Source organism: Promicromonospora sp. NPDC090134 (assembly GCF_044746965.1).
Taxonomy (GTDB): Bacteria; Actinomycetota; Actinomycetes; order Actinomycetales; family Cellulomonadaceae; genus Promicromonospora.
On the sequence record NZ_JBIVCZ010000011.1, the window covers coordinates 105,843 to 126,723 of the forward strand.

General features: G+C 70.9%; 20 protein-coding genes. 18 read left to right on the forward strand and 2 right to left on the reverse strand.

All coding sequences use genetic code 11. From position 1 onward, the window contains the following. Positions 1 to 37: 37 nt before the first annotated feature. The 13 genes from atpB (at position 38) to ACIPN7_RS25155 (ending at position 11,019) form a co-directional block, all read left to right on the forward strand. On the forward strand, positions 38 to 1,003 hold the full coding sequence (gene atpB / locus ACIPN7_RS25095) for a F0F1 ATP synthase subunit A (protein ID WP_400548972.1): 966 nt from the start codon (positions 38 to 40) through the stop codon (positions 1,001 to 1,003). A 126-nt stretch (positions 1,004 to 1,129) separates the two neighbouring features. Then, a complete protein-coding gene (locus ACIPN7_RS25100; protein ID WP_119142629.1) occupies positions 1,130 to 1,366 on the forward strand; it encodes an ATP synthase F0 subunit C in 237 nt (78 codons plus the stop codon). Next, positions 1,366 to 1,950: a F0F1 ATP synthase subunit B gene (locus ACIPN7_RS25105; protein ID WP_400548975.1), complete on the forward strand. Its 585-nt coding sequence runs from the start codon at positions 1,366 to 1,368 to the stop codon at positions 1,948 to 1,950. The genes ACIPN7_RS25100 and ACIPN7_RS25105 overlap by 1 nt, the downstream gene beginning before the upstream one ends. Then, the gene (locus ACIPN7_RS25110; RefSeq protein WP_400548978.1) at positions 1,950 to 2,762 is read left to right on the forward strand and encodes a F0F1 ATP synthase subunit delta; all 813 of its coding nucleotides are present in this window, start codon (positions 1,950 to 1,952) and stop codon (positions 2,760 to 2,762) included. Before ACIPN7_RS25105 ends, ACIPN7_RS25110 begins: the two co-directional genes overlap by 1 nt. 56 nt (positions 2,763 to 2,818) lie before the next feature. Next, complete coding sequence (atpA, locus tag ACIPN7_RS25115) at positions 2,819 to 4,444, forward strand: F0F1 ATP synthase subunit alpha (RefSeq protein WP_400548981.1); 1,626 nt, start codon at positions 2,819 to 2,821, stop codon at positions 4,442 to 4,444. A 2-nt stretch (positions 4,445 to 4,446) separates the two neighbouring features. Continuing rightward, positions 4,447 to 5,340 (forward strand): F0F1 ATP synthase subunit gamma, encoded by an 894-nt coding sequence (locus ACIPN7_RS25120; RefSeq protein WP_400548984.1) that lies wholly within the window; start codon positions 4,447 to 4,449, stop codon positions 5,338 to 5,340. A 58-nt stretch (positions 5,341 to 5,398) separates the two neighbouring features. Further along, the gene (atpD, locus tag ACIPN7_RS25125; RefSeq protein ID WP_400548987.1) at positions 5,399 to 6,880 is read left to right on the forward strand and encodes a F0F1 ATP synthase subunit beta; all 1,482 of its coding nucleotides are present in this window, start codon (positions 5,399 to 5,401) and stop codon (positions 6,878 to 6,880) included. A 104-nt stretch (positions 6,881 to 6,984) separates the two neighbouring features. After that, positions 6,985 to 7,245: a F0F1 ATP synthase subunit epsilon gene (locus ACIPN7_RS25130; protein ID WP_400548990.1), complete on the forward strand. Its 261-nt coding sequence runs from the start codon at positions 6,985 to 6,987 to the stop codon at positions 7,243 to 7,245. A 12-nt stretch (positions 7,246 to 7,257) separates the two neighbouring features. Beyond that, positions 7,258 to 7,683, forward strand: coding sequence for a DUF2550 domain-containing protein (locus tag ACIPN7_RS25135; protein WP_020017630.1), 426 nt, complete (start codon positions 7,258 to 7,260; stop codon positions 7,681 to 7,683). After that, positions 7,683 to 8,378 carry an endonuclease NucS gene (gene nucS / locus ACIPN7_RS25140; protein ID WP_400548993.1) on the forward strand — a complete coding sequence of 232 codons (696 nt, stop codon included), beginning with the start codon at positions 7,683 to 7,685 and terminating at the stop codon, positions 8,376 to 8,378. Before ACIPN7_RS25135 ends, nucS begins: the two co-directional genes overlap by 1 nt. 58 nt (positions 8,379 to 8,436) lie before the next feature. After that, entirely contained in the window at positions 8,437 to 9,705 is a 1,269-nt protein-coding gene (locus tag ACIPN7_RS25145) for an N-acetylglucosamine-6-phosphate deacetylase (protein WP_400548996.1), read from the forward strand. 24 nt (positions 9,706 to 9,729) lie between these two features. Beyond that, positions 9,730 to 10,350, forward strand: a complete 621-nt coding sequence (locus ACIPN7_RS25150) for a DUF402 domain-containing protein (RefSeq protein WP_400548998.1) — start codon at positions 9,730 to 9,732, stop codon at positions 10,348 to 10,350. 87 nt (positions 10,351 to 10,437) lie between these two features. After that, positions 10,438 to 11,019: a GNAT family N-acetyltransferase gene (locus ACIPN7_RS25155; RefSeq protein ID WP_400549001.1), complete on the forward strand. Its 582-nt coding sequence runs from the start codon at positions 10,438 to 10,440 to the stop codon at positions 11,017 to 11,019. Here the strand turns inward: ACIPN7_RS25155 and ACIPN7_RS25160 are convergent. Then, entirely contained in the window at positions 11,012 to 13,471 is a 2,460-nt protein-coding gene (locus ACIPN7_RS25160) for a glycoside hydrolase family 3 C-terminal domain-containing protein (RefSeq protein WP_400549004.1), read from the reverse strand. The genes ACIPN7_RS25155 and ACIPN7_RS25160 overlap by 8 nt on opposite strands. A gap of 240 nt (positions 13,472 to 13,711) precedes the next feature. Between ACIPN7_RS25160 and ACIPN7_RS25165 the strand changes: the two genes are divergently transcribed. Genes ACIPN7_RS25165 through ACIPN7_RS25175 form a run of 3 tightly spaced genes read left to right on the forward strand, consistent with a single transcriptional unit; the run spans position 13,712 to position 17,366 of the window. After that, positions 13,712 to 15,364: an extracellular solute-binding protein gene (locus ACIPN7_RS25165; RefSeq protein ID WP_400549007.1), complete on the forward strand. Its 1,653-nt coding sequence runs from the start codon at positions 13,712 to 13,714 to the stop codon at positions 15,362 to 15,364. Between the two features lie 14 nt (positions 15,365 to 15,378). Then, complete coding sequence (locus tag ACIPN7_RS25170) at positions 15,379 to 16,347, forward strand: ABC transporter permease (protein WP_400549010.1); 969 nt, start codon at positions 15,379 to 15,381, stop codon at positions 16,345 to 16,347. Further along, positions 16,344 to 17,366 (forward strand): carbohydrate ABC transporter permease, encoded by a 1,023-nt coding sequence (locus tag ACIPN7_RS25175; RefSeq protein ID WP_400549012.1) that lies wholly within the window; start codon positions 16,344 to 16,346, stop codon positions 17,364 to 17,366. The genes ACIPN7_RS25170 and ACIPN7_RS25175 overlap by 4 nt, the downstream gene beginning before the upstream one ends. Positions 17,367 to 17,386: 20 nt before the next feature. On the opposite strand, the gene ACIPN7_RS25180 is transcribed toward ACIPN7_RS25175, so the two are convergent. Beyond that, positions 17,387 to 18,403 (reverse strand): LacI family DNA-binding transcriptional regulator, encoded by a 1,017-nt coding sequence (locus ACIPN7_RS25180; RefSeq protein WP_400549014.1) that lies wholly within the window; start codon positions 18,401 to 18,403, stop codon positions 17,387 to 17,389. 203 nt (positions 18,404 to 18,606) lie between these two features. On the opposite strand from ACIPN7_RS25180, the gene ACIPN7_RS25185 reads away from it, so the two are divergent. Both ACIPN7_RS25185 and ACIPN7_RS25190 read left to right on the forward strand, forming a co-directional pair. Continuing rightward, the gene (locus ACIPN7_RS25185) at positions 18,607 to 19,911 is read left to right on the forward strand and encodes an ABC transporter substrate-binding protein (RefSeq protein WP_400549017.1); all 1,305 of its coding nucleotides are present in this window, start codon (positions 18,607 to 18,609) and stop codon (positions 19,909 to 19,911) included. Further along, a complete protein-coding gene (locus tag ACIPN7_RS25190; RefSeq protein WP_400549020.1) occupies positions 19,904 to 20,881 on the forward strand; it encodes a carbohydrate ABC transporter permease in 978 nt (325 codons plus the stop codon). Before ACIPN7_RS25185 ends, ACIPN7_RS25190 begins: the two co-directional genes overlap by 8 nt.

Below are 20,881 nucleotides of genomic sequence, written 5' to 3' on the forward strand. Positions count from 1 at the left end.
ACGCGGGGTTGCGCAATAAGTCACAAGGGGCCGTGTCATGCGGTTCTACGGCCAGAACCGCATGGGACATAGGTTAGGCTTACGACGAATCCATGACGGCCAGGCCCGACGGCGCGCCCGTTCCGCCACACAGCGGGAAACGCGCGCGGGGCCGAATGACCACCTGGGAGTCCTCCTGTCCACGTATGCGACGTCCGTAATCCTCGCCGCCACTGAAGGCCACGAGGGTGAGGGCGGCTTCCACACGCCGTCGATCGCCGACTTCTTCCCGTCGGCCATCCTGTTCGAGGGCACAATCTTCCAGATCGACCGCATCTGGATCATCCGCATCATCGCCATGCTGGTGCTGCTGTCGGTCTTCGTGATCGCCGCGCGCCGCGCCAAGGTGGTGCCGGGCCGTTTCCAGGCCGGTGTCGAGTACCTGCTGGACTTCGTCCGGGTGCAGATCGGCGAGGAGATCCTGGGCAAGGACAACGCCAAGCGTTTCGTGCCCATGCTCACCACCATCTTCCTGTCGGTCCTGGCGTTCAACGTCACGAGTGTGATCCCGGGTCTGAACCTGGCCGGTACCTCGCGGATCGGCATCCCGCTGCTCCTCGCCCTGTGGGTGTTCGTCACCTACTGGGCGGTCGGCATCCGCAAGCACGGCCTGGGCGGCTACCTCAAGGCGAACCTGTTCCCGCCGGGCGTGCCGTGGCCGATCTACTTCATCCTGACGCCGATCGAGCTGCTGCAGCTCCTGGTCATCCGGCCGGGCTCGCTCGCGGTCCGACTCGTGGCCAACATGGTCGCCGGCCACATCATGCTGGTGCTCTGCTTCGCAGCTACCCAGTTCTTCGTCGTGGACTCGGCGGGCACCGGGCTGATGGCCTTCGGCATCCTGACCCTGCCCGCCGGCCTGTTCGTGACGCTCTTCGAGCTCCTGGTCGCGTTCCTGCAGGCGTACATCTTCGCGCTGCTGGCCGCGGTCTACATCAACATGTCGCTGGAGGAGGAGCACTGACGGTGCTCCCCTCCGGGCGGCGCTGCACAGCTTCACCTGGATAACCCGCGACGGGCGCACCAGCGCCTTCGCACACCACGCGACGCCGCACCACCCGGTGCGGCGCCCAACGGAAGGAAGACGCAAGTGGACGTCACCACTCTCGCCGAGGTCACCGGTAACCTGAACGCTGTCGGCTACGGCCTCGCCGCGACCGGCCCGGGTATCGGCCTCGGCATCCTCATCGGCAAGACGATCGAGGGCATGGCCCGCCAGCCCGAGGTCGCCGGCCAGCTCCGCGCCACCATGTTCCTGGGTGTCGCGTTCGTCGAGGTGCTCGCGCTTCTCGGCCTGGTCGCCGGCTTCCTCTTCCCCGCCGCGTGATGGCTGCGCTCACGGGCGCTGCCGACGTCGTGGCAGCGCAGACAGAGGAAGCGCCCGCGGGCATCGACCTGTTCCTGCCCGCCGGATACGACCTGCTCTGGTCGGCGGTGATCCTCGTGGTCATCGCCGTGGCGTTCTACAAGTTCATCCTGCCGCCCATGAACAAGGTGCTGGACGAGCGTGCCTCCCTCATCGAGGGTGGCATCGAGAAGGCCGAGGCCGCGCAGAAGGCGGCCGACGAGGCGCTGGCCCAGCAGCAGGCGCTGCTGGCCGAGGCCCGTGCCGATGCGGCGCAGGTCCGCGAGGAGGCGCGTGCCGAGGGCACCGCGATCATCAAGGACCTCAAGGCCAAGGCGAGCGAGGAGGCGGAGCGCGTCACCGAGACGGCGCACCGTCAGATCGAGGCCGAGCGGCAGGCCGCGTCGGTGTCGCTGCGCACCGAGGTCGGCGCGCTCGCGACCGAGCTCGCGTCGAAGATCGTCGGCGAGTCCCTCGAGGACTCGGCCCGGCAGTCGCGCGTGGTCGACCGGTTCCTCGACGAGCTCGAGGCGAGCCAGACCGTGGCAAGCAACAAGGAGGCGTGATGCGGGGATCGAGCGGGGCATCGCTGACGGCGGCGCAGGAGCGCTTCGAGCCGGTGCTGCGTGCCGCGGGTGCGGACGCGCTGACGCTGGGTGAGCAGCTGCTCACCGTGGTGTCGGCGCTCGACGACTCCGCCGCGCTGCGCCGCTCGCTCGCCGACCCGTCCCGCGAGGGCGAGGCCAAGGCCGGCCTGGTGGCCGGCCTGCTGGGCGGCTTCGACGAGCGCGTGGTCGACCTCGTGTCCGGGCTCGCCCGGTCGCGGTGGGCGAGCGACGCGGACCTGGCCGACGCCGTCGAGCTCCTCGGGGTGGACGCCGTGCTGGCTTCCGCCGAGGCGCGCGGCGTGCTGGAGACGGTCGAGGACGAGCTGTTCCGGATCAGCCGGTCGCTCGTCGGCCAGCGGGAGGCCAAGCAGGCCCTCTCGGACGCCTCGACCGCTCCGGAGCGCCGGGTGGCGCTCGTGGACGCACTGGTCGGTGGCAAGGTCGACACCGTGACCCAGCGCCTGGCGCAGCGCGCGACGTCGTCGCTGCGTGGCCGTCGCTTCGTGCAGACGATCGGCTGGTTCGGCGAGGTCGCGGCGGAACGCCGCCAGCGCCTCGTCGCCGCCGTGACGAGCGCGACGGTGCTCACCCGCGAGCAGGAGGAGCGCCTCGGCGCCGTCCTCGAGCGCTCGTACGGCAAGCCCGTCCAGCTGAACGTCACCGTGGACCCCACCGTCGTCGGGGGGATGCGCATCCAGGTCGGCGCGGACGTCGTCGACTCCACCGTCCTGTCGCGCCTTGCTGACGCTCAGCGTCGTCTGGCCGGCTGAAAACGTGAACAAGTACCTTCCGCCGCGGCTCTCGCGGCCACGACAGGAGAAGATCAATGGCTGAGCTGACGATCCGGCCGGACGAGGTCCGCGCCGCACTGGACAGCTTCGTGAAGGCCTACGAGCCCCAGGAAGCGGTCACCGAGGAGGTGGGCCGCGTCTCGTACGCCGCAGACGGTATCGCCCGCGTCGAGGGACTTCCGGGTGCGATGGCCAACGAGCTGCTGCGCTTCGAGGACGGCACGCTCGGCCTCGCGCAGAACCTGGACGTCCGCGAGATCGGTGTGGTCGTCCTGGGCGAGTTCACCGGCATCGAGGAGGGCCAGGAGGTCCGCCGCACCGGCGAGGTGCTCTCGGTCCCCGTGGGCGAGGGTTACCTCGGCCGCGTGGTCGACCCGCTGGGTGCCCCCATCGACGGCCTGGGCGAGATCGCCACCGAGGGCAACCGTGCCCTGGAGCTGCAGGCGCCCGGCGTCATGCAGCGCAAGTCGGTGCACGAGCCGCTGCAGACCGGCATCAAGGCGATCGACTCGATGATCCCGATCGGCCGTGGTCAGCGTCAGCTGATCATCGGCGACCGCCAGACCGGCAAGACGGCGATCGCGGTCGACACGATCATCAACCAGAAGGCGAACTGGGAGACCGGCGACCCGAACCAGCAGGTGCGCTGCATCTACGTCGCCATCGGCCAGAAGGGCTCGACCATCGCCTCCGTGCGTGGCGCCCTGGAGGAGGCCGGCGCGCTCGAGTACACGACCATCGTCGCGGCTCCGGCGTCCGACCCGGCAGGCTTCAAGTACCTCGCGCCGTACACCGGCTCGGCCATCGGCCAGCACTGGATGTACTCGGGCAAGCACGTCCTGATCATCTTCGACGACCTGTCGAAGCAGGCCGAGGCCTACCGTGCCGTGTCGCTGCTGCTCCGCCGTCCGCCGGGCCGCGAGGCCTACCCGGGTGACGTGTTCTACCTGCACTCCCGCCTGCTCGAGCGCTGTGCCAAGCTCTCGGACGAGCTGGGGGCGGGCTCGATGACCGGTCTGCCGATCATCGAGACCAAGGCGAACGACGTCTCGGCGTACATCCCGACCAACGTCATCTCCATCACGGACGGGCAGATCTTCCTGCAGTCCGACCTGTTCAACGCCGACCAGCGTCCCGCCGTGGACGTCGGTATCTCGGTCTCCCGAGTCGGTGGCGACGCGCAGATCAAGGCGATGAAGAAGGTCTCCGGCACGCTGAAGCTGGAGCTGGCGCAGTTCCGCTCGCTCGAGGCCTTCGCGATGTTCGCGTCCGACCTCGACGCGGCGTCCCGTGCGCAGCTGCAGCGCGGCGCCGTCCTGACGGAGCTGCTCAAGCAGCCCCAGTACTCGCCGTACGCGGTCGAGGACCAGGTCGCGTCGGTGTGGGCCGGTACCAAGGGCAAGCTCGACGACGTCGCGGTCGAGGACGTCAAGCGGTTCGAGTCCGAGCTGCTGGACCACCTGCGCCGCAAGACGGACGTGCTCTCCACGATCCGCGAGACCGGCAAGCTGGAGTCCGACACGGAGGCCGCGCTCAGCGCCGCCGTCGACGACTTCCGCGCCGGCTTCCAGCGGGCCGACGGCACCGCGCTCGTCGGTGGTGACGTCGACGGGGACGTGGACGTCGAGCAGGAGCAGATCGTCATCAAGAAGAAGGCCTGACCGTGGCCGGTGGAGCTCAGCGCATCTACAAGGCGCGGATCAAGTCGACGCAGTCGCTGAAGAAGATCTTCCGTGCGCGTGAGCTGATCGCCGCTTCCCGCATCGGCAAGGCTCGCGCGGCGGCAGCGGCGGCGGCGCCGTACGCACAGGCGATCACCCGCGCGGTGTCGGCTGTCGCGTCGCACACGGACGTGGACCACCCGCTCACGCGGGAGGAGGGCGGCAACCGCGCAGCGGTGCTCGTCGTCTCGTCCGACGCGGGCATGGCCGGTTCCTACCCGATGGCGATCGTCCGCGAGGCCGAGAGGCTCATCGGGCAGCTGACGGCCGAGGGCAAGGAGGTCGTGCTCTACGTGGCCGGCCGCCGCGCGATCGCGTACTACACGTTCCGCGGGCGGGAGATCGCCAAGAGCTGGTCGTACGGTTCGGAGAAGCCGACGCGCGAGGCGGTCGAGGACATCGCCGACACACTGCTCGAGGTGTTCCTCGCGGAGGAGCCCGACGGCGGTGTCAGCGAGATGCACGTGGTCTCCACGCTGTTCGTCAACATGGTGACGCAGCGCGCCCGCGTGGTGCGCATGCTGCCGCTCGAGGTGGTCGAGGGCGTGTCCGAGGCCGAGGAGCACGAGGCCCTGCCGCTCTACGACTTCGAGCCGTCGCCCGAGGCCGTGCTGGACGAGCTGCTCCCGCGGTACGTGCAGCAGCGCATCTACGCGATGCTGCTCGACGCCGCCGCGTCCGAGCTCGCCGCGCGTCAGCGGGCCATGCACACGGCGACCGACAACGCCGAGGACCTGATCCGCACGTACACCCGACTGGCCAACCAGGCCCGCCAGGCAGACATCACCCAGGAGATCAGCGAGATCGTCTCCGGTGCTGACGCCCTGGCGTCCTGAACAGAACCGAAAAGACTCCCCGCCGGAGGACCCTCCGGCCCACCGAAGCGAGGCAACCATGACCGCCACCACCGTGGAATCCACGGTCGAGCACACGAGCGGCCCCGGCACCGGCCGGGTCGCTCGGGTGATCGGCCCCGTCGTGGACATCGAGTTCCCCGAGGACGCGATCCCCGACATCTACAACGCGCTGACCGTCGAGATCGACCTGTCCGGCCAGGGCGAGGACGAGAACACGTTCACCCTGACCCTCGAGGTCGAGCAGCACCTGGGCGACTCCCTGGTGCGCGCCATCGCGCTCAAGCCGACCGACGGCCTGGTCCGCGGCGCCGTGGTGACCGACACGGGCGAGCCCATCAGCGTGCCCGTCGGCGACATCACCAAGGGCAGGGTCTTCAACGTGACCGGCGAGGTCCTGAACCTCGCCGAGGGCGAGAAGTTCGAGGTCACCGAGCGCTGGCCGATCCACCGCAAGGCGCCGGCCTTCGACCAGCTCGAGTCGAAGACCACGATGTTCGAGACGGGCATCAAGTCCATCGACCTGCTGACCCCGTACGTGCAGGGTGGCAAGATCGGCCTCTTCGGTGGTGCGGGCGTCGGCAAGACGGTCCTCATCCAGGAGATGATCCAGCGTGTGGCCCAGGACCACGGTGGTGTGTCGGTGTTCGCCGGTGTCGGCGAGCGCACCCGTGAGGGCAACGACCTGATCGCCGAGATGGACGAGGCGGGTGTCTTCGACAAGACCGCCCTCGTCTTCGGCCAGATGGACGAGCCGCCGGGCACGCGTCTGCGCGTGGCCCTGTCGGCGCTGACGATGGCGGAGTACTTCCGTGACGTGCAGCAGCAGGACGTGCTGCTCTTCATCGACAACATCTTCCGCTTCACGCAGGCCGGTTCCGAGGTCTCCACGCTGCTCGGCCGTATGCCGTCCGCCGTGGGCTACCAGCCGAACCTGGCCGACGAGATGGGCCTCCTCCAGGAGCGCATCACCTCGACGCGTGGTCACTCCATCACGTCGCTGCAGGCCATCTACGTGCCGGCTGACGACTACACCGACCCGGCCCCGGCCACGACGTTCGCCCACCTGGACGCGACGACCGAGCTCTCCCGTGAGATCGCGTCGAAGGGTCTGTACCCGGCGATCGACCCGCTGGCCTCCACCTCGCGCATCCTCGACCCGCGGTACGTGGGCCAGGAGCACTACGATGTGGCCACCGAGGTCAAGTCGATCCTGCAGCGCAACAAGGAGCTGCAGGACATCATCGCCATCCTCGGCGTGGACGAGCTCTCGGAGGAGGACAAGACGGTCGTCGCGCGTGCGCGTCGCATCCAGCAGTTCCTCTCCCAGAACACCTACATGGCCGAGAAGTTCACGGGCGTGGTGGGCTCGACGGTGCCGCTGTCCGAGACCATCGAGGCGTTCAAGAAGATCTGCGCCGGTGAGTTCGACCACATCGCCGAGCAGGCCTTCTACAACATCGGCGGGCTTGAGATGCTCGAGGAGAACTGGGCACGGATCCAGAAGGAGTACGGGGCCTGAGGTCTCGTCCGTCCCCCCGTGCGTGATGCCGCCCCGCCGGACCCCTTAGAATCGGGCAACCCGGCAGGGGCGGCAGCACGCCCGCTACATCGGAAGGAGCTCTCGTGGCAGAGCTGAGCGTGGACCTCGTGTCCCTGGACCGCAAGGTCTGGAGCGGTGCGGCGACCCAGGTGAGTGCGCCGTCTGCGGACGGCCAGATCGGCATCCTGGCGAACCACACGCCGCTGCTGGCGGTGCTTCGCCCCGGCACCATCAAGGTGCAGACGGCGTCGGGCCCGGCCGTGGAGGCCACGGTCACCGGCGGCTTCATGTCCGTGGACAACAACCTCGTCACCCTCGTGGTCGACGAGATCTCCCTGGTCTGAGGGAGAGCGCGCGTGCCGGGCGTCGTATGGATCGCGATTGCGGTACTCGGGGCGCTCGCGCTCGTGATCGCGGCCGGGATCTCCCGGCTGCGGACCCTCTCCCGCAGGGTCGGATCGTTCGACTGCAGTGCCCGGGCGACCGGTAACCCCGAGGGTTCCTGGACGCCGGGCATCGCGCAGTACGCGGTGGGCCGGATCGAGTGGTGGCGGTGCTGGTCGCTGTCACCCCGTCCGGCCCGCACGTGGTACCGGGAGCGGCTCACCGTGACGAGCCGCACCCCGCTGGACCCGGACGAGCGTGGTCAGGGCGACCACTACCTCGTCCAGTGCCGGTACGACGGGCTCGACTTCGAGCTCGACCTCGCTGCCGGCGACTACTTCGGCCTCGCCTCCTGGCTTGAGGCCGCCCCTCCCGGACGACAGGATCTGGTTCTCTGATGCGGCTGGTCGTGGCAGACTGCTCCGCCCTCTACACGGGCCGCCTGACCGCGATGCTCCCGCCGGCGACGCGGCTGCTCGTGGTCAAGGCCGACGGCAGCGTGCTGATCCACTCGGACGGCGGCTCGTACAAGCCGCTGAACTGGATGAGCCCGCCGTGCACCCTGACGGTGCGCGAGCCCTCCGCGGAGGCTGCCGAGCGCGGCGTCACCGAGGTGTGGACCGTCCAGCACGCCAAGTCGGACGACCGGCTCGAGGTCGAGCTGTTCACCGTGCACCACGACTCCGCCCACGACCTGGGCATCGACCCGGGCCTCGTGAAGGACGGCGTGGAGGCGCACCTGCAGGAGCTGCTCGCCGAGCAGATCGCGCTGCTGGGTGCCGGGCACACCCTGGTCCGGCGCGAGTACCCCACGGCCATCGGCCCGGTGGACATCCTCGCGCGGGACGGCTCCGGCTCCACCGTCGCGGTGGAGATCAAGCGTCGCGGCGACATCGACGGCGTCGAGCAGCTCACGCGGTACCTGGAGCTGCTCAACCGCGACCCGCTGCTGGCCCCGGTCCAGGGCGTCTACGCGGCACAGGAGATCAAGCCGCAGGCGCGCGTCCTGGCGAAGGACCGCGGCATCAAGACCCTCCTGCTGGACTACGACGCCATGCGCGGCGTCGACGACCCGACGTCCCGCCTCTTCTAGCCCGTCAGGACTCCTCCAGCCCGTCAGGACGGGCCTGCGCGGGTGGCAGGATGTCCGCATGACTGAAGTGGTTGTCGTGCGCGGGCGTCTTGTCCAGGCATCCTCGGTGGTGGACGACGGCGTCGTCGTCGCCTCGGGTGGGCGCGTCACGTTCGCCGGCTCCGTGGTCGACGCCCTGGAGGCCGGTCATGGCCCCGCCCTCGAGGACGTGCCGCCCGCGCCCGGGACCTTCGTGCTGCCGGGGCTCGTGGACCTGCACAACCATGGCGGGGGCGGCGCCTCGTTCCCGGACGTCACGTCGGCAGACGAGGCGATGGCGGGCGTCCTGGAGCACCGCGCCCACGGCACCACCACCCTGCTCGCGTCGCTCGTGACGGCCCAGCCCGAGGTGCTGCTGCGGCGTGCCGCGGTGCTGGCCGAGCTCGCCGAGGCCGGGGAGATCGAGGGCCTGCACGCGGAGGGGCCGTTCCTCTCGCACCGGCGCCGGGGCGCCCACAACCCGGCTGACCTGCAAGAAGGCAGTGTCGAGCTGGTGCGGGACCTGGCCGCGGCCGCCCGCGGGTACCTGCGCACCATGACCATCGCCCCGGAGGTGGCCGGCGTGACGGGACCCGGCGGCGTCGCCGAGGCGCTGGTCGAGGCGGGCGTGCTGCCCTCGCTGGGCCACACCGACGGCAGCACCGAGCAGGCCGAGGCGCTGATCGAGCAGGTCACGGCGGCGCTGCGGGCCACCGGCCGGACGGCGCGCCGGGTACCAGGTCCGATGACCGCCACGCACCTCTTCAACGGCATGCGCCCCCTGCACCACCGCCAGCCGGGCCCCGTCGCGGCCTGCCTGGCGGCGGCGTCCCGGGGTGACATGGTCGTCGAGCTCGTCGGCGACGGGGTGCACCTCGACCCGGCGACCGTGCGCTCGGTGTTCGACATGGTGGGTCCGGACCAGGTGGTGCTGGTGACCGACGCGATGGCCGCGGCCGGTGTGGCCGACGGCCGCTACGAGCTGGGCCCGATGTCGGTGGTGGTGCACGACGGCGTCGCCCGGATCGCCACTCCCCAGGCCGCGCCCGGCGCTCCGGAGGAGGAGGGGCCGATCGCCGGCGGCACGGCGCACCTGGTCGACGTGGTGCGCCACGCCGTGCGCGGCGGCGTCCCCCTGGTCGACGCCGTGCGGTCCGCGACGGCGGTGCCCGCCCGGGTGCTGGGGCTGGCCGGCGAGGTCGGCACACTGGAGCCTGGAGCCCGCGCCGACCTCCTGGTCACGGACGCCGACCTGCGGCCCGTCCGGGTGCTGCGACACGGTGTCAACGTCGATGTCGTCGGCGCGTAACTCGTCGCTGTTAGCGTTCCCGCCATGACGTCTCCCGTTTTCCAGCCCGGCCAGACGGTGGTGCGCCGCGAGATCATGCGCGGCGAGCCGTGGATCGCGATCCCGCAGATCTGCGTGCAGGACGACGGCGACCTGCTCGTCACCTACACGCCCGGCGGCACCCCGCTGGAGTACCCGGGCTCGGGCACGTTCCCGGTGGGGGAGCACCCCTGGAAGCTCGCCGGCAGCACGCGCTGGCGCGGCCACGGCCGCCTGGAGCTGCACTGGGCCGGGGTGGAGCACTCCCTCTTCCTGTTCTGGGACGGCCCCGAGCGCGCGTTCCAGGGCTGGTACTTCAACCTGGAGGACGCGCCGCGCCGCACCCCGATGGGGTTCGACACGCTCGACCACGAGCTGGACGTCTGGTGGGCGGCCGACGCCGAGACCTACGAGTTCAAGGACGTCGTCGAGTTCGAGGAGACCGGCCCCGACCGGTACCCCGGCCGGATGGAACAGATCCGCGCCGAGGGCGCCCGGATCGCCGGGCTGCTCGACGCGGGCGAGCTCTGGTGGGACAAGGCCTGGGCCGACTGGACGCCGGACACATCGTGGGAGCCCCGCGCCGTGCCGGCCGGCTGGGAGAGCGTGGCGTTCGACGCGCGCTGAGCGAGGTCGTACCGGCACGACGGACTCGCCCGGAGACACCACCTCAATTCCGGTGGCAACCCGGGTCGCGGGCGCTACGGTCTGAGCGTGCCCTCTTCCGTGCCGCCCGCTTACCGCGCCGACCCCCGCTGGCCGGTGGTCACCCCGCGCCTCGCGCTCCGCCCGGTCGCCCCGGACGACGCGGAGGCGTTCTTCGCCTGGCGCTCCCGCCCCGACGTGGTGCGGTTCATGTACCAGCCGCCCTGGGACCGCCAGACGGCGGACCTGAAGCTTCGCACCTGGTCGAGCGCTCCGTTCGAGGAGCCGGGCGACGTGCTGGTGCTCGCGGTCGAGTCGGACGGCGACGTCGTCGGCGAGACCATGCTCAAGTGGGCGGTCGGTCCCCGGCAGGCGGAGGTGGGCTACGCCCTCCATCCCGACGTCGGCGGCCACGGGCTGGCCACCGAGGCCGTGCGGGCCACCCTGCGGCTGGCCTTCGAGTCCTACGGCTTCCACCGCGTGTTCGCGCGCATCGACGAGGAGAACCTCCCGTCCGTCCGCGTGGTCCAGCGGCTGGGCCTGCGGCAGGAGGCCCGCCTCGTGGAGAGCGACGAGCGCGACGGCGGGTGGTCCACCGAGCTGGTCTTCGCCATCCTCGACCGGGAGCACGCCGAGCGCGAGCTCAGCTGAGGGCCAGCTCGGCCCGCACCCGCAGGTCCCCGGCGGACGGCCCGGACGCCACCGTGTACGTGCCCGGCTGCAGCACCATGGCGCCGCCCTGCCGGACGGCCAGGGCGCCCAGGTCCAGCGACACGGGCACCTCGGCCGCCGCGCCCGGGGCGAGCCGCACGCGCGCGTAGCCCAGGAGCTGGCGCCGGGCGGCGGGCACCGGCAGGTCGGGCGACAGACCCTGCACGGCGACGAGCTCGTCCACGGGGCGCTCGCCGGTGTTGCGCACCGCGACGACGGCGGTGGTCCCCCCGGCCTGTTCCGGCTCGGTCCCGACGGCCCCGCGTTCCAGCCGCAGGCCCTCGTAGGCGACGGTCGTGTAGCTCAGCCCGTGCCCGAACCAGTACGCGGGCTCGGTGGCCAGGTGCCGGTAGGTGACGCCCTGGCGGGCCACGTCGTAGTCGAACAGGTCGCCCGCCTGGGCCTCGGTGGCCGGCCAGGTCTGCGCGAGCCGCCCGTACGGCTCCGTGTCGCCGGACAGCACGTCCACCAGGCCGTTCCCGGCCTCCTGCCCGCCGTGCGCGGCCCAGACGAGCGCCCCGGCGCCCGGGCCGTCGTCCCCGGCAGGCTCGTCGAGCACCCCCGGCCCCAGCACGTACGGGTACGACGACGTGATGACCAGCACCGCCGCCGGGCACGCCTCGCGCGCGACCCGCCACGTCTCGGCCATCTGCTCCGGCAGCGCGAGCGATGTCCGGTCCTCGGTCTCGCGCCCGCCGAGGTGCGGGTCGTTGCCCACGGCGACGAGCACCACGTCCGCGGCCGCCGCCGCGCGCGCCACCTCGGCATGCCCCGAGACGACGGTGCGCCAGGCGAACCGCTCGGCGTCCGCGAGCCGCGTGGCCTCGGCGACGAGCAGCCCCGACCCGAGCTGCACCCGGACCCACCGGCCGCTCGCGACGTGCAGCAGCGACCACGTGCCGTCGGCGTGGTGGTGCCGCCGGAACGACTCCTGCACCACCCAGCCGCCGACCCGCTCGGCGTCGGCCGCCAGGATCCATCCTGCGCCGGTCAGGAGCCGGCCCGAGGCGACCGACCGGAGCGTCAGCAGGCCGTCGCCCCAGTCGGTCACGTCCAGGTGGGTCCCCGGCCCGGCGTCCGGCGCGGACACGCTCACCTCGCCGTCGGTGGTGACGGTCACGTACCGGCCGGACGACGTGGCGCGCAGCGCCACCCGGTCCGCGCCGTCGACGACGTCCACGACGGCGTCGGGGTAGCGGTCCGCGACCGCGCGGGCGAGCGGGACGGCGTACGGCGGGGTGCCGGAGTACCAGTCGGTGAGCACCCGGTCGGCCAGGGGGCCGACGACGGCGATGCGGCCCGGCGCGCCCAGCGGCAGCGTCCCGTCGTTGCGCAGCAGCACCACGGACCTCGCCGCCGCCTCGCGCGCCAGGACCCGGTGCTCCGGCAGGTCGATCGCGTCGGGGCCGATGCCCGCGTACGGGTCCGCGTCCCCGTCGAGCTCGCCCGTGCGCAGCCGCAGCTCCAGCAGGCGCAGGGCGGCGGTGTCGACGTCGTCCTGCGTCAGCAGCCCGGCCGCCAGCGCCTCGCGCAGCCGGTCCAGCGTGAGCGACGGGTCGGTGTCGTTGTCCGTGAACGAGTCGAGGCCCGCGCGCACGGCTGCGGCGTGCGCCTGCGCGTGGGTGGCGAACGCCCGCTGGACGGTGACCAGGAAGGTGGGCGCGCCGGCGTCGGACACCACGGCCACCGACCCGGGCGCCCACGAGCGCAGCTCGGCCAGCAGGTCGCCCGACGTGTGCGCCGGAACTCCGTTGACCAGGTTGTACGACGGCATCACCGCGCCGGCGACCCCCGCCTCGACGGGCCCGCGGTAGGCGGGCAGCTCGAACTCGTACAGGGTGCGCTCGGACAGGTTCGACGACGTCGCCGAGCGGTCGGTCTCGTTGCCGTACCCGAGGAAGTGCTTGAGCGCCGGGACCGTCTTCCACACCGTCGGGTGGTCCCCGCGCAGCCCGGTGCAGTACGCGGTCGCGAGCTGGGAGACGAGCCGCGGCTCCTCGCTGTACCCCTCCTCGCCGCGGCCCCACGCGGGGTGCCGCAGCGGGTTCACCACGGGCGCCCAGACGTTCAGGGAGACCGCCGGGTCCGCGGCGTGCTTGGCCCGCAGCTCGGTGGCGACCAGGTCACCGAGGCGGCGCAGCAGGTCGGTGTCCCACGTGGCGCCCAGCCCGACGGGCTGGGGCAGCACGGTGGCGCGGCCGAGCCACGCGACGCCGTGCAGTGCCTCGGCGCCCGTGTGGAAGGCGGCGAGGCCGAGCCGCTCGATCGCGGGCTGGTGCTGGTGCAGCAGGCTCAGCCGCTCGTCGGGCGTGAGGCGGTCCAGCAGGTCGCGGGCGCGGTCGGTGAGCTGCGCGGCAGGGTCGCGGAACAGGGGCTGCGTCTGGTTCGGCACGTCGTCGTGCTCCTTGGCGTCGGGTCGGGCTTGCGGCGTCCGGTCGAAGAGTAGGCCCAGTTCTCGAAACGGTTCAATGATCAATTGCCCAATTGGGGCGAATCATTGCCTCAACTTCGGGGTGTGCCCTACTGTTCTGCCAACGATGTAGATCGAAGCGCTTCGACGTCGAAGCGTCCCCATCTCTGTCGTGTCCGGGCACACAGACGTGCCGCGCTGTCCACAAAGGAGTGAAGAGCCATGACAGCACCTCACCTGACCGGCGGGCTCAGCCGCCGGTCGTTCCTCGGCTTCCTCGCGGTCGGCGCCGGCGTCGTCGGCGTCCCGTCCCTGCTCACCGCCTGCACCAGCGGTGCGGCGGGTCCCGCGCAGGGTGGCGCCACCGTGAGCTCGGGCGTGCTGCCCACCTACGTGCCGGTCGAGTACGTCAAGCCCGACTTTCCGTCGGTCAACGGCTCCACCGCCGGCTACGCCTCGATCCCCGACGAGCTGGTCACGGCCTTCGGGACGCCGCCCGGGTCGGGTGGCGCCTACACCGCGATGACACCCCTGTGGAGCGCCATCCCGAAGACGTCCGGCAACCCCTACTTCGACGCGGTGAGCGAGGCGATGGGCACCACCGTCGAGTTCCAGATCTCCGACGGCAACACGTACGGCGACAAGCTCGCGGCCGTGCTCGCCTCGGCGAAGGACGTGCCGGACTGGGTCTGCGTGCCCACCTGGAACTTCCCGCCGCGGTTCGCCCAGGCAGTCGACGCCCTCTTCGAGGACCTCACGCCGTACCTGTCCGGCGACAACGTCAAGAAGTACAAGAACCTCGCCAACATCCCGACGGACGCCTGGCGCTACGGCGTCTTCAACGACAAGCTCTACGGCCTGCCGTTCCCGGGGGAGCTGGTCCACCTGGCGACGTTCTACCGGGCCGACCTCTTCGCCGAGCTCGGCATCACCGAGCAGCCCCGGGACGCCGACGAGTTCATCGAGCTCGCCAAGGAGCTGACCGACCCGGGCAAGAAGCGCTGGGGCTCGGCCGACCAGTGGATCACGGCCAACATGATGTTCGCGGTGCCCCCGGAGAAGGGCTGGAAGCTGGCCGACGACGGCTCGCTGGTCAGCCGCGTCGAGTCCGAGGAGTACCGGGCCGCGCTGGACTGGCAGGCCCGGCTGTACAAGTCGGGCGCCGTGCACCCCACGGCCGTGGCCGACAAGCCCGAGGAGATGAAGCCCCTGTTCGAGGCGGGCGAGATCCTCGTCGTCAACGACGGCGTGGGCGGCTGGCACGAGTCCCTGGGCCGGGTGCTGCCGAGCAACCCGGACTTCGACCCGCGCCCGTTCGACCCGATCGCCCATGACGGCGGCACTCCCCGGATCTGGAAGGGCGCCCCGGCGGACATGTTCTCGTTCCTCAAGAAGCGGGACGACAAGGCGCAGATCGAGGAGCTCCTCGCCGCCGCCGACTTCCTCGCGTCCCCGTTCGGCACCACGGAGTTCCAGCTCGTCAACTTCGGCGTCGAGGGTGAGCACTACGAGATCGACGGCGACGGCCTGCCCCGGGCGACGGACGCCGCGGCCGACGACGTGGCGCCGTCGTACATCTTCCTCGTGGACCCGCCGAAGGTGAACGCGCAGGTGCAGTACGAGGGCTACGTCGAGGCCTACTGCACGTGGATGGCCGCCGCCTCCGAGTACGTCGAGGAGCCCGTCTTCTACGGCAAGCAGATCACGGAGCCGTCGCAGTTCGCGTCGCTCGGCACGCCGTTCGTGGACCTGGAGAAGGACATCGCGCGCGGGCGCAAGACCCTCGCGGACCTGGACGACGCCGTGGAGACGTGGCGCAGCACCGGCGGTGAGGAGCTGCGGGCGTTCTACCAGGGCATCCTGGACGAGCAGTGAGCACCGGACGAGCAGTGAGCGCCCCGAGCCCACTGGCGGACAGCCCGCCGGCGGACGTGCCGCCCCGGCGCAGGATCCCCTGGACCGTCCGGGCGCGGCGTGACCGCTCGCTGCTGATCATGGTGGCCCCGGCCGTGCTGCTGCTGGCGGTGTTCGCCTACGTGCCGATGCTCGGCAACGTGGTGGCCTGGCAGGACTACTCGCCGTACGTCGGCATCCGGGAGAGCCCGTTCCTCGGGTGGGCCAACTTCGCGCGCGTCCTGACCAACCCGCTCTTCCTCGACGCCGTGGCGAACACGCTGGTCATCACCGCGGTCCAGCTCGTGTTCTTCTTCCCGGTACCGATCGTGCTCGCGCTGCTCCTGAACAGCGTGCTGTCACCGGGGCTGCGCACGACCATCCAGTCGATCGTGTACCTGCCGCACTTCTTCTCCTGGGTGATCGTCGTGACGATCTTCCAGCAGATCTTCGGCGGGGCCGGGATGGTGGCGAGCCGGCTGCGGGAGGCGGGGTACACGGGCTTCGACCTGATGACCAACCCCGACACGTTCCTGCTGCTGCTGACCGCGCAGTCCGTCTGGAAGGACGCGGGCTGGGGCATCATCATCTTCCTCGCGGCGCTCGCCACCGTGGACCCCCAGCTCTACGAGGCGTCGGTGGTCGACGGCGCGGGCCGGTGGCGGCGGATGTGGCACGTGACCCTCCCCGCGCTGCGGCCGGTGATCATCCTGCTGCTGATCCTGCGGCTGGGCGACGCGCTCACCGTCGGGTTCGAGCAGCTCATCCTCCAGCGCGGTGCCGTCGGCACCGACGTCGCGGAGGTGCTCGACACGTTCGTGTACTACCAGGGCGTCGTGAACGGCGACTGGGCCTTCGCGGCGGCCGCGGGGCTCGTCAAGGGCCTGGTGTCGCTCGCCCTGGTGCTCGGGGCCAACAAGCTCGCCCACCTGGTGGGCGAGGCGGGGGTGTATCAGCGCGCATGAGTGCCGACATCGAGAACGAGACCGGGACGGCGACGCAGCCTGCGCCGTCGTCCACGACACCGGCGGCGGACCGGCAGCGGCAGCCGGCGCGCGGTCCGAGCCGGTACCGCGCCCTGCTGCGCGGCCGGAACCGTCCGGTCTGGGAGGAGGACCCCAACCCGCTGGGGCTCCTGGTCAAGGGGGTGGCGCTGCTGCTCATCGTGGCCACGGTCGTCTACCCCCTGTACACGGTGGTGCTCACCAGCGTGTCGACCCAGGCGGACATCACCCGGTCCGGCGGCCTGGTCACGGTGCCGGGCGGCCTGACGTTCGCGGCCTACGAGCAGATCCTGTCCGGCGGGATCGTCACCCGGGCCACGGTCGTGAGCATCGGCATCACCGTGGTCGGCACCGTGCTCTCGACCACGGTGTCCGTGCTGGCGGCGTACGGCCTGAGCCGGCCGGGCTCCTTCGCCCACCGGCCCATCCTGTTCGTCTTCCTGATCACCATGTTCTTCGGTGCGGGGATGATCCCGACGTACCTGCTGGTGAGCAACCTGGGCCTGATCGACAGCTACTGGTCGCTCATCCTCCCGGGGGCCGTGAGCGCGTTCAACGTGCTCATCCTGCGGGCGTTCTTCATGGGCATCGACCGGTCCATCACGGACGCGGCCAAGATCGACGGCGCGGGGGACTGGCGCATCCTCGGGCAGATCGTGCTGCCCATGTCCAAGGCCGTGGTGGCGGTGGTCGCGCTCTTCTACGGCGTCGGCTACTGGAACGCGTTCTTCAACGCGATGCTCTACATCAACGACAACGCGAAGTGGCCGCTGCAGCTCGTGCTGCGGTCCTACGTGCTGCAGGGCGTGACGCTGCCGGGCAGCGGCGTGGGCCAGGTCGACGTGGCCGACGGCGCCGTGACCGGCCTGCCGGTCAAGATGGCCGTGATGGTGCTGGCGATCGTGCCGATCCTGGTCGTGTACCCGCTGGTGCAGCGGCACTTCACGAAGGGCGTGATCTTCGGGGCCATCAAGGGATGAGCGGCGGCCCGCTCCCGCCGTCAGCCGTCCTCGGCGGCGGGACCGGGCGCCGAGCTCTCGCGTTCGGTCAGCACGGGGGCGAGCAGCCGGGTCTCGGACGGCTGCTCGCCCTCGAGGCGCGCCATCACCATGTCCACGGCCACCTTGCCGATGCCCTCGGCGGGCAGGTCGATGCTGGTCATCGGGATGCGCTGGGACAGCGCCACGTCGGTGGGGCAGACCGCGACCACCGACATGTCCCGGCCGACCACCAGGCCGCGCTCGGTCAGCCGGGACAGCACGTGGGGGAGGGCGCCCTCGTTGTGCACCACGATGCCCGTGGTGTCCGGGGCGGTGGCCAGCAGGGTGTCCACGGCGGTCGAGGCACCCGACGGCGACGAGTCGCATGCCTCCACCCTGACCGTCACGCCGGAGCTGCGGGCCTGTTCGCGCAGGCCCCGCATCATCCGCTCGGCGTAGGAGGTGTGCCGCCGCAGCACCTCGGGCGGCGAGCCGATGAGCGCCACGTCGGTGTGGCCCGTCTGCGCGAGGTGCCGCACGGCGAGCCGGCCCGCGGCCTCGAAGTCGAGGTCCACGCAGCTCAGCCCCTCCGGGTCCTGCGGCAGGCCGATGAGCACCGTGGGCTGCTTGGCGGCGGCCACCAGGGGCACGCGCGGGTCGTCGGCCTCGATGTCCATCATGACCAGCGCGTCCACCATCGAGCCGCCGGTCACGCGGTCCAGGCCGCTCACGTCGTCCTGGGTCAGCAGCAGCACGTCGTGGTCGAAGTCGCGCGCCCGCGTGACCACGCCCGCCACGAACTGCATGATGACCGGCACGTTCACGCCCACCCGGAGCGGCGCCATCAGCGCGATGACGTTGGTGCGCGCGGACGCCAGCGCCCGGGCACCGGCGTGGGGGCGGTAGCCGAGCTTCTCGATCGCGCGCTCGACCCGTGCCCGGGTGGGTGCGGAGATGGGGCGCTTGCCGGACAGCACGTAGGACACGGTCGAGGTCGACACTCCCGCCGTCCTCGCGACGTCGTCGATCGTAGCCACGGTGCTCCCTTCGGATCGGTGCCGGTGCAGGTAGCGCGCGGTGCCGGCACACCAGTGTGCCGCATGGTGGGGAAGCGCTTCGACAGAAGACTAGCGTTTCGTGCCGAAAGTGCCACTGGACATCTGTGAGAGGCTGGGTTTAGCGTGTTGAAACGCTTCGACGATCCGGACGCGGCAGTCCGGACGTGGACCAAGGAGATGCAATGAGGCACAAGCGGACGATGACGGTCGTGGCGGCGGCGATGGCCGGCGCCATGGCACTGGCCGGATGCACCGGCCAGGGCGGCGGCGGTGGCGACACCGACGACAGCACGCTCACCATCTGGCACTACGAGAACGAGGACTCGGCGATGGGCAAGGCCTGGGCCAAGGCCATCGAGATCTTCGAGGAGGAGAACCCGGACGTCACGGTCGACGTCGAGAAGCAGACGTTCGAGCAGATCCAGAAGAACGCCAAGATCGTGCTCACGGGCGACGACGTGCCCGACGTCATGGAGTTCAACAAGGGCAACGCGACCGCGGGCCAGCTCGCGGCCCAGGGCCTGCTGACCCCGCTGACCGACGCCGCCACCGAGCGCGGCTGGGACGAGAAGCTGTCCGGCTCGCTCGCGACCACGGCCACCTACGACGAGCAGGGCCTGATGGGCTCCGGCGAGTGGTACGGCGTGCCCAACTACGGCGAGTTCGTGGGCGTCTACTACAACAAGGAGATGCTGGCCGACCTCGGGCTGGAGGTGCCGACCACCCTCGACGAGTTCGAGGACGTGCTGGCCGCCTTCAAGAAGGAGGGCATCACGCCGCTGGCCGAGGCCGGCGCCGAGTACCCGCTGGGTCAGCTCTGGTACGAGCTCGTGCTCGCCTACGGCGACCGCCAGCTCGTGGACGACTACCAGCTCTTCGCGAACGACGTCGACTTCCACAACGACGCGATGACCCAGGCCACCGAGAAGCTCGACGAGTGGATCGACAAGGGCTACATCGCCTCCGACTCCGCGGCCCTGACCGCCGAGGACATGGGCGTCTCGTTCATCGACGGCACCTACCCGCTCATGGTCAGCGGCTCCTGGTGGTTCGGCCGCCTCGTGGCCGAGACCGAGGCCGACTGGGGCCAGTTCAACTTCCCGGGCAACACGCTGCACACCGGCTCGTCGGGCAACCTGTGGGTGGTCCCCGCGAACGCCGACTCCCCGAGCCTGGCCGAGGAGTTCATCGACATCACGCTGCGCCCCGAGGTGCAGAACGTGCTGGCCACCGAGGGCGGCCTGCCCGTGGCCGGCGACCCGTCCGTGATCGAGGACGAGCGCACACGCGAGCTCACCGAGAACTTCCAGGCGATCCTGGACGAGGACGGCCTGGCGTACTACCCGGACTGGCCCGTGGCCGGCTACTACGACGTGATCGTCAGCGAGCTGCAGTCCCTGGTCAACCGGTCCAAGACGCCGGCCGAGGTGCTGGACGGGCTCCAGAGCTCGTACGACGAGGGCAAGGCCGACCTGCTCGATGGCTGACACCGCCGTGACCGACCGGCGCGCACGGGCGGACCAGCGCCCGAGCGCGCCGCGCGGAACGCGCCGTCGTCGGGCGCAGTGGGTGGCGTACCTGCCCTACCTGCTGCCCGGCGCGGTCGCGTTCGTCGTGGTCATCGGCTACCCGCTGGTGACCAACGTGTACTTCAGCCTGTTCAAGTGGCGCGGCGGCATGGCGCCGCTGCGCTGGAACGGGCTGGGCAACTACGTGGACCTGCTGGGCGACGACAAGTTCTGGACGTCGTTCGGCAACTCGCTGGCGATGATCGTCGCGATGGTGCTGGTGCCCACGCTGCTGGGCCTGGTGCTGGCGGCGGTGCTGTTCGACTACCTCGGACGGCGGTTCGGCGAGCGCGTCTCGTCGGTGCTGCGGGCCACGTACTACCTGCCCCAGATCCTGCCCGTCGCCGTGGCGGGCGTGCTGTGGAACTGGATCCTGAACTCCCAGACGGGCGCGCTCAACGTGATCCTGCGGGGCATCGGCATCGAGTCCCCGCCCAACTGGCTGGGCGACCCCACGACGGCCCTGCCGTCGGTGATGCTCGTGCTCATCTGGGTCCAGATGGGCTACCCCGTGGTCATCTTCATGGCGGCGCTCCAGCGTGTGGACCCGGAGCTGTACGAGGCGGCCGAGCTCGACGGCGCCGGCTGGTGGGACCGGTTCCGGGCCATCACCGTGCCCCAGATCCGCCCCGAGACCTTCGTGGTGACGCTGACCTGCACCGTGGCGGCCCTGAAGGTGTTCGGGCCCATCTACGTGCTCACGCGTGGTGGGCCCGAGAGCTCGACGCTGGTGCCCAGCTACTACTCGTACCTGAACTTCTTCGACAAGTCCCAGGTCGGCTACGGGTCCGCGATCGCCACGGTGCTCACACTCGTGATCGTCGCCGTGGCCCTGATCATCCTCGGCCTGCAGAACCGGGCCGAACGACGTGAGAGGGAGGGGGTCTGA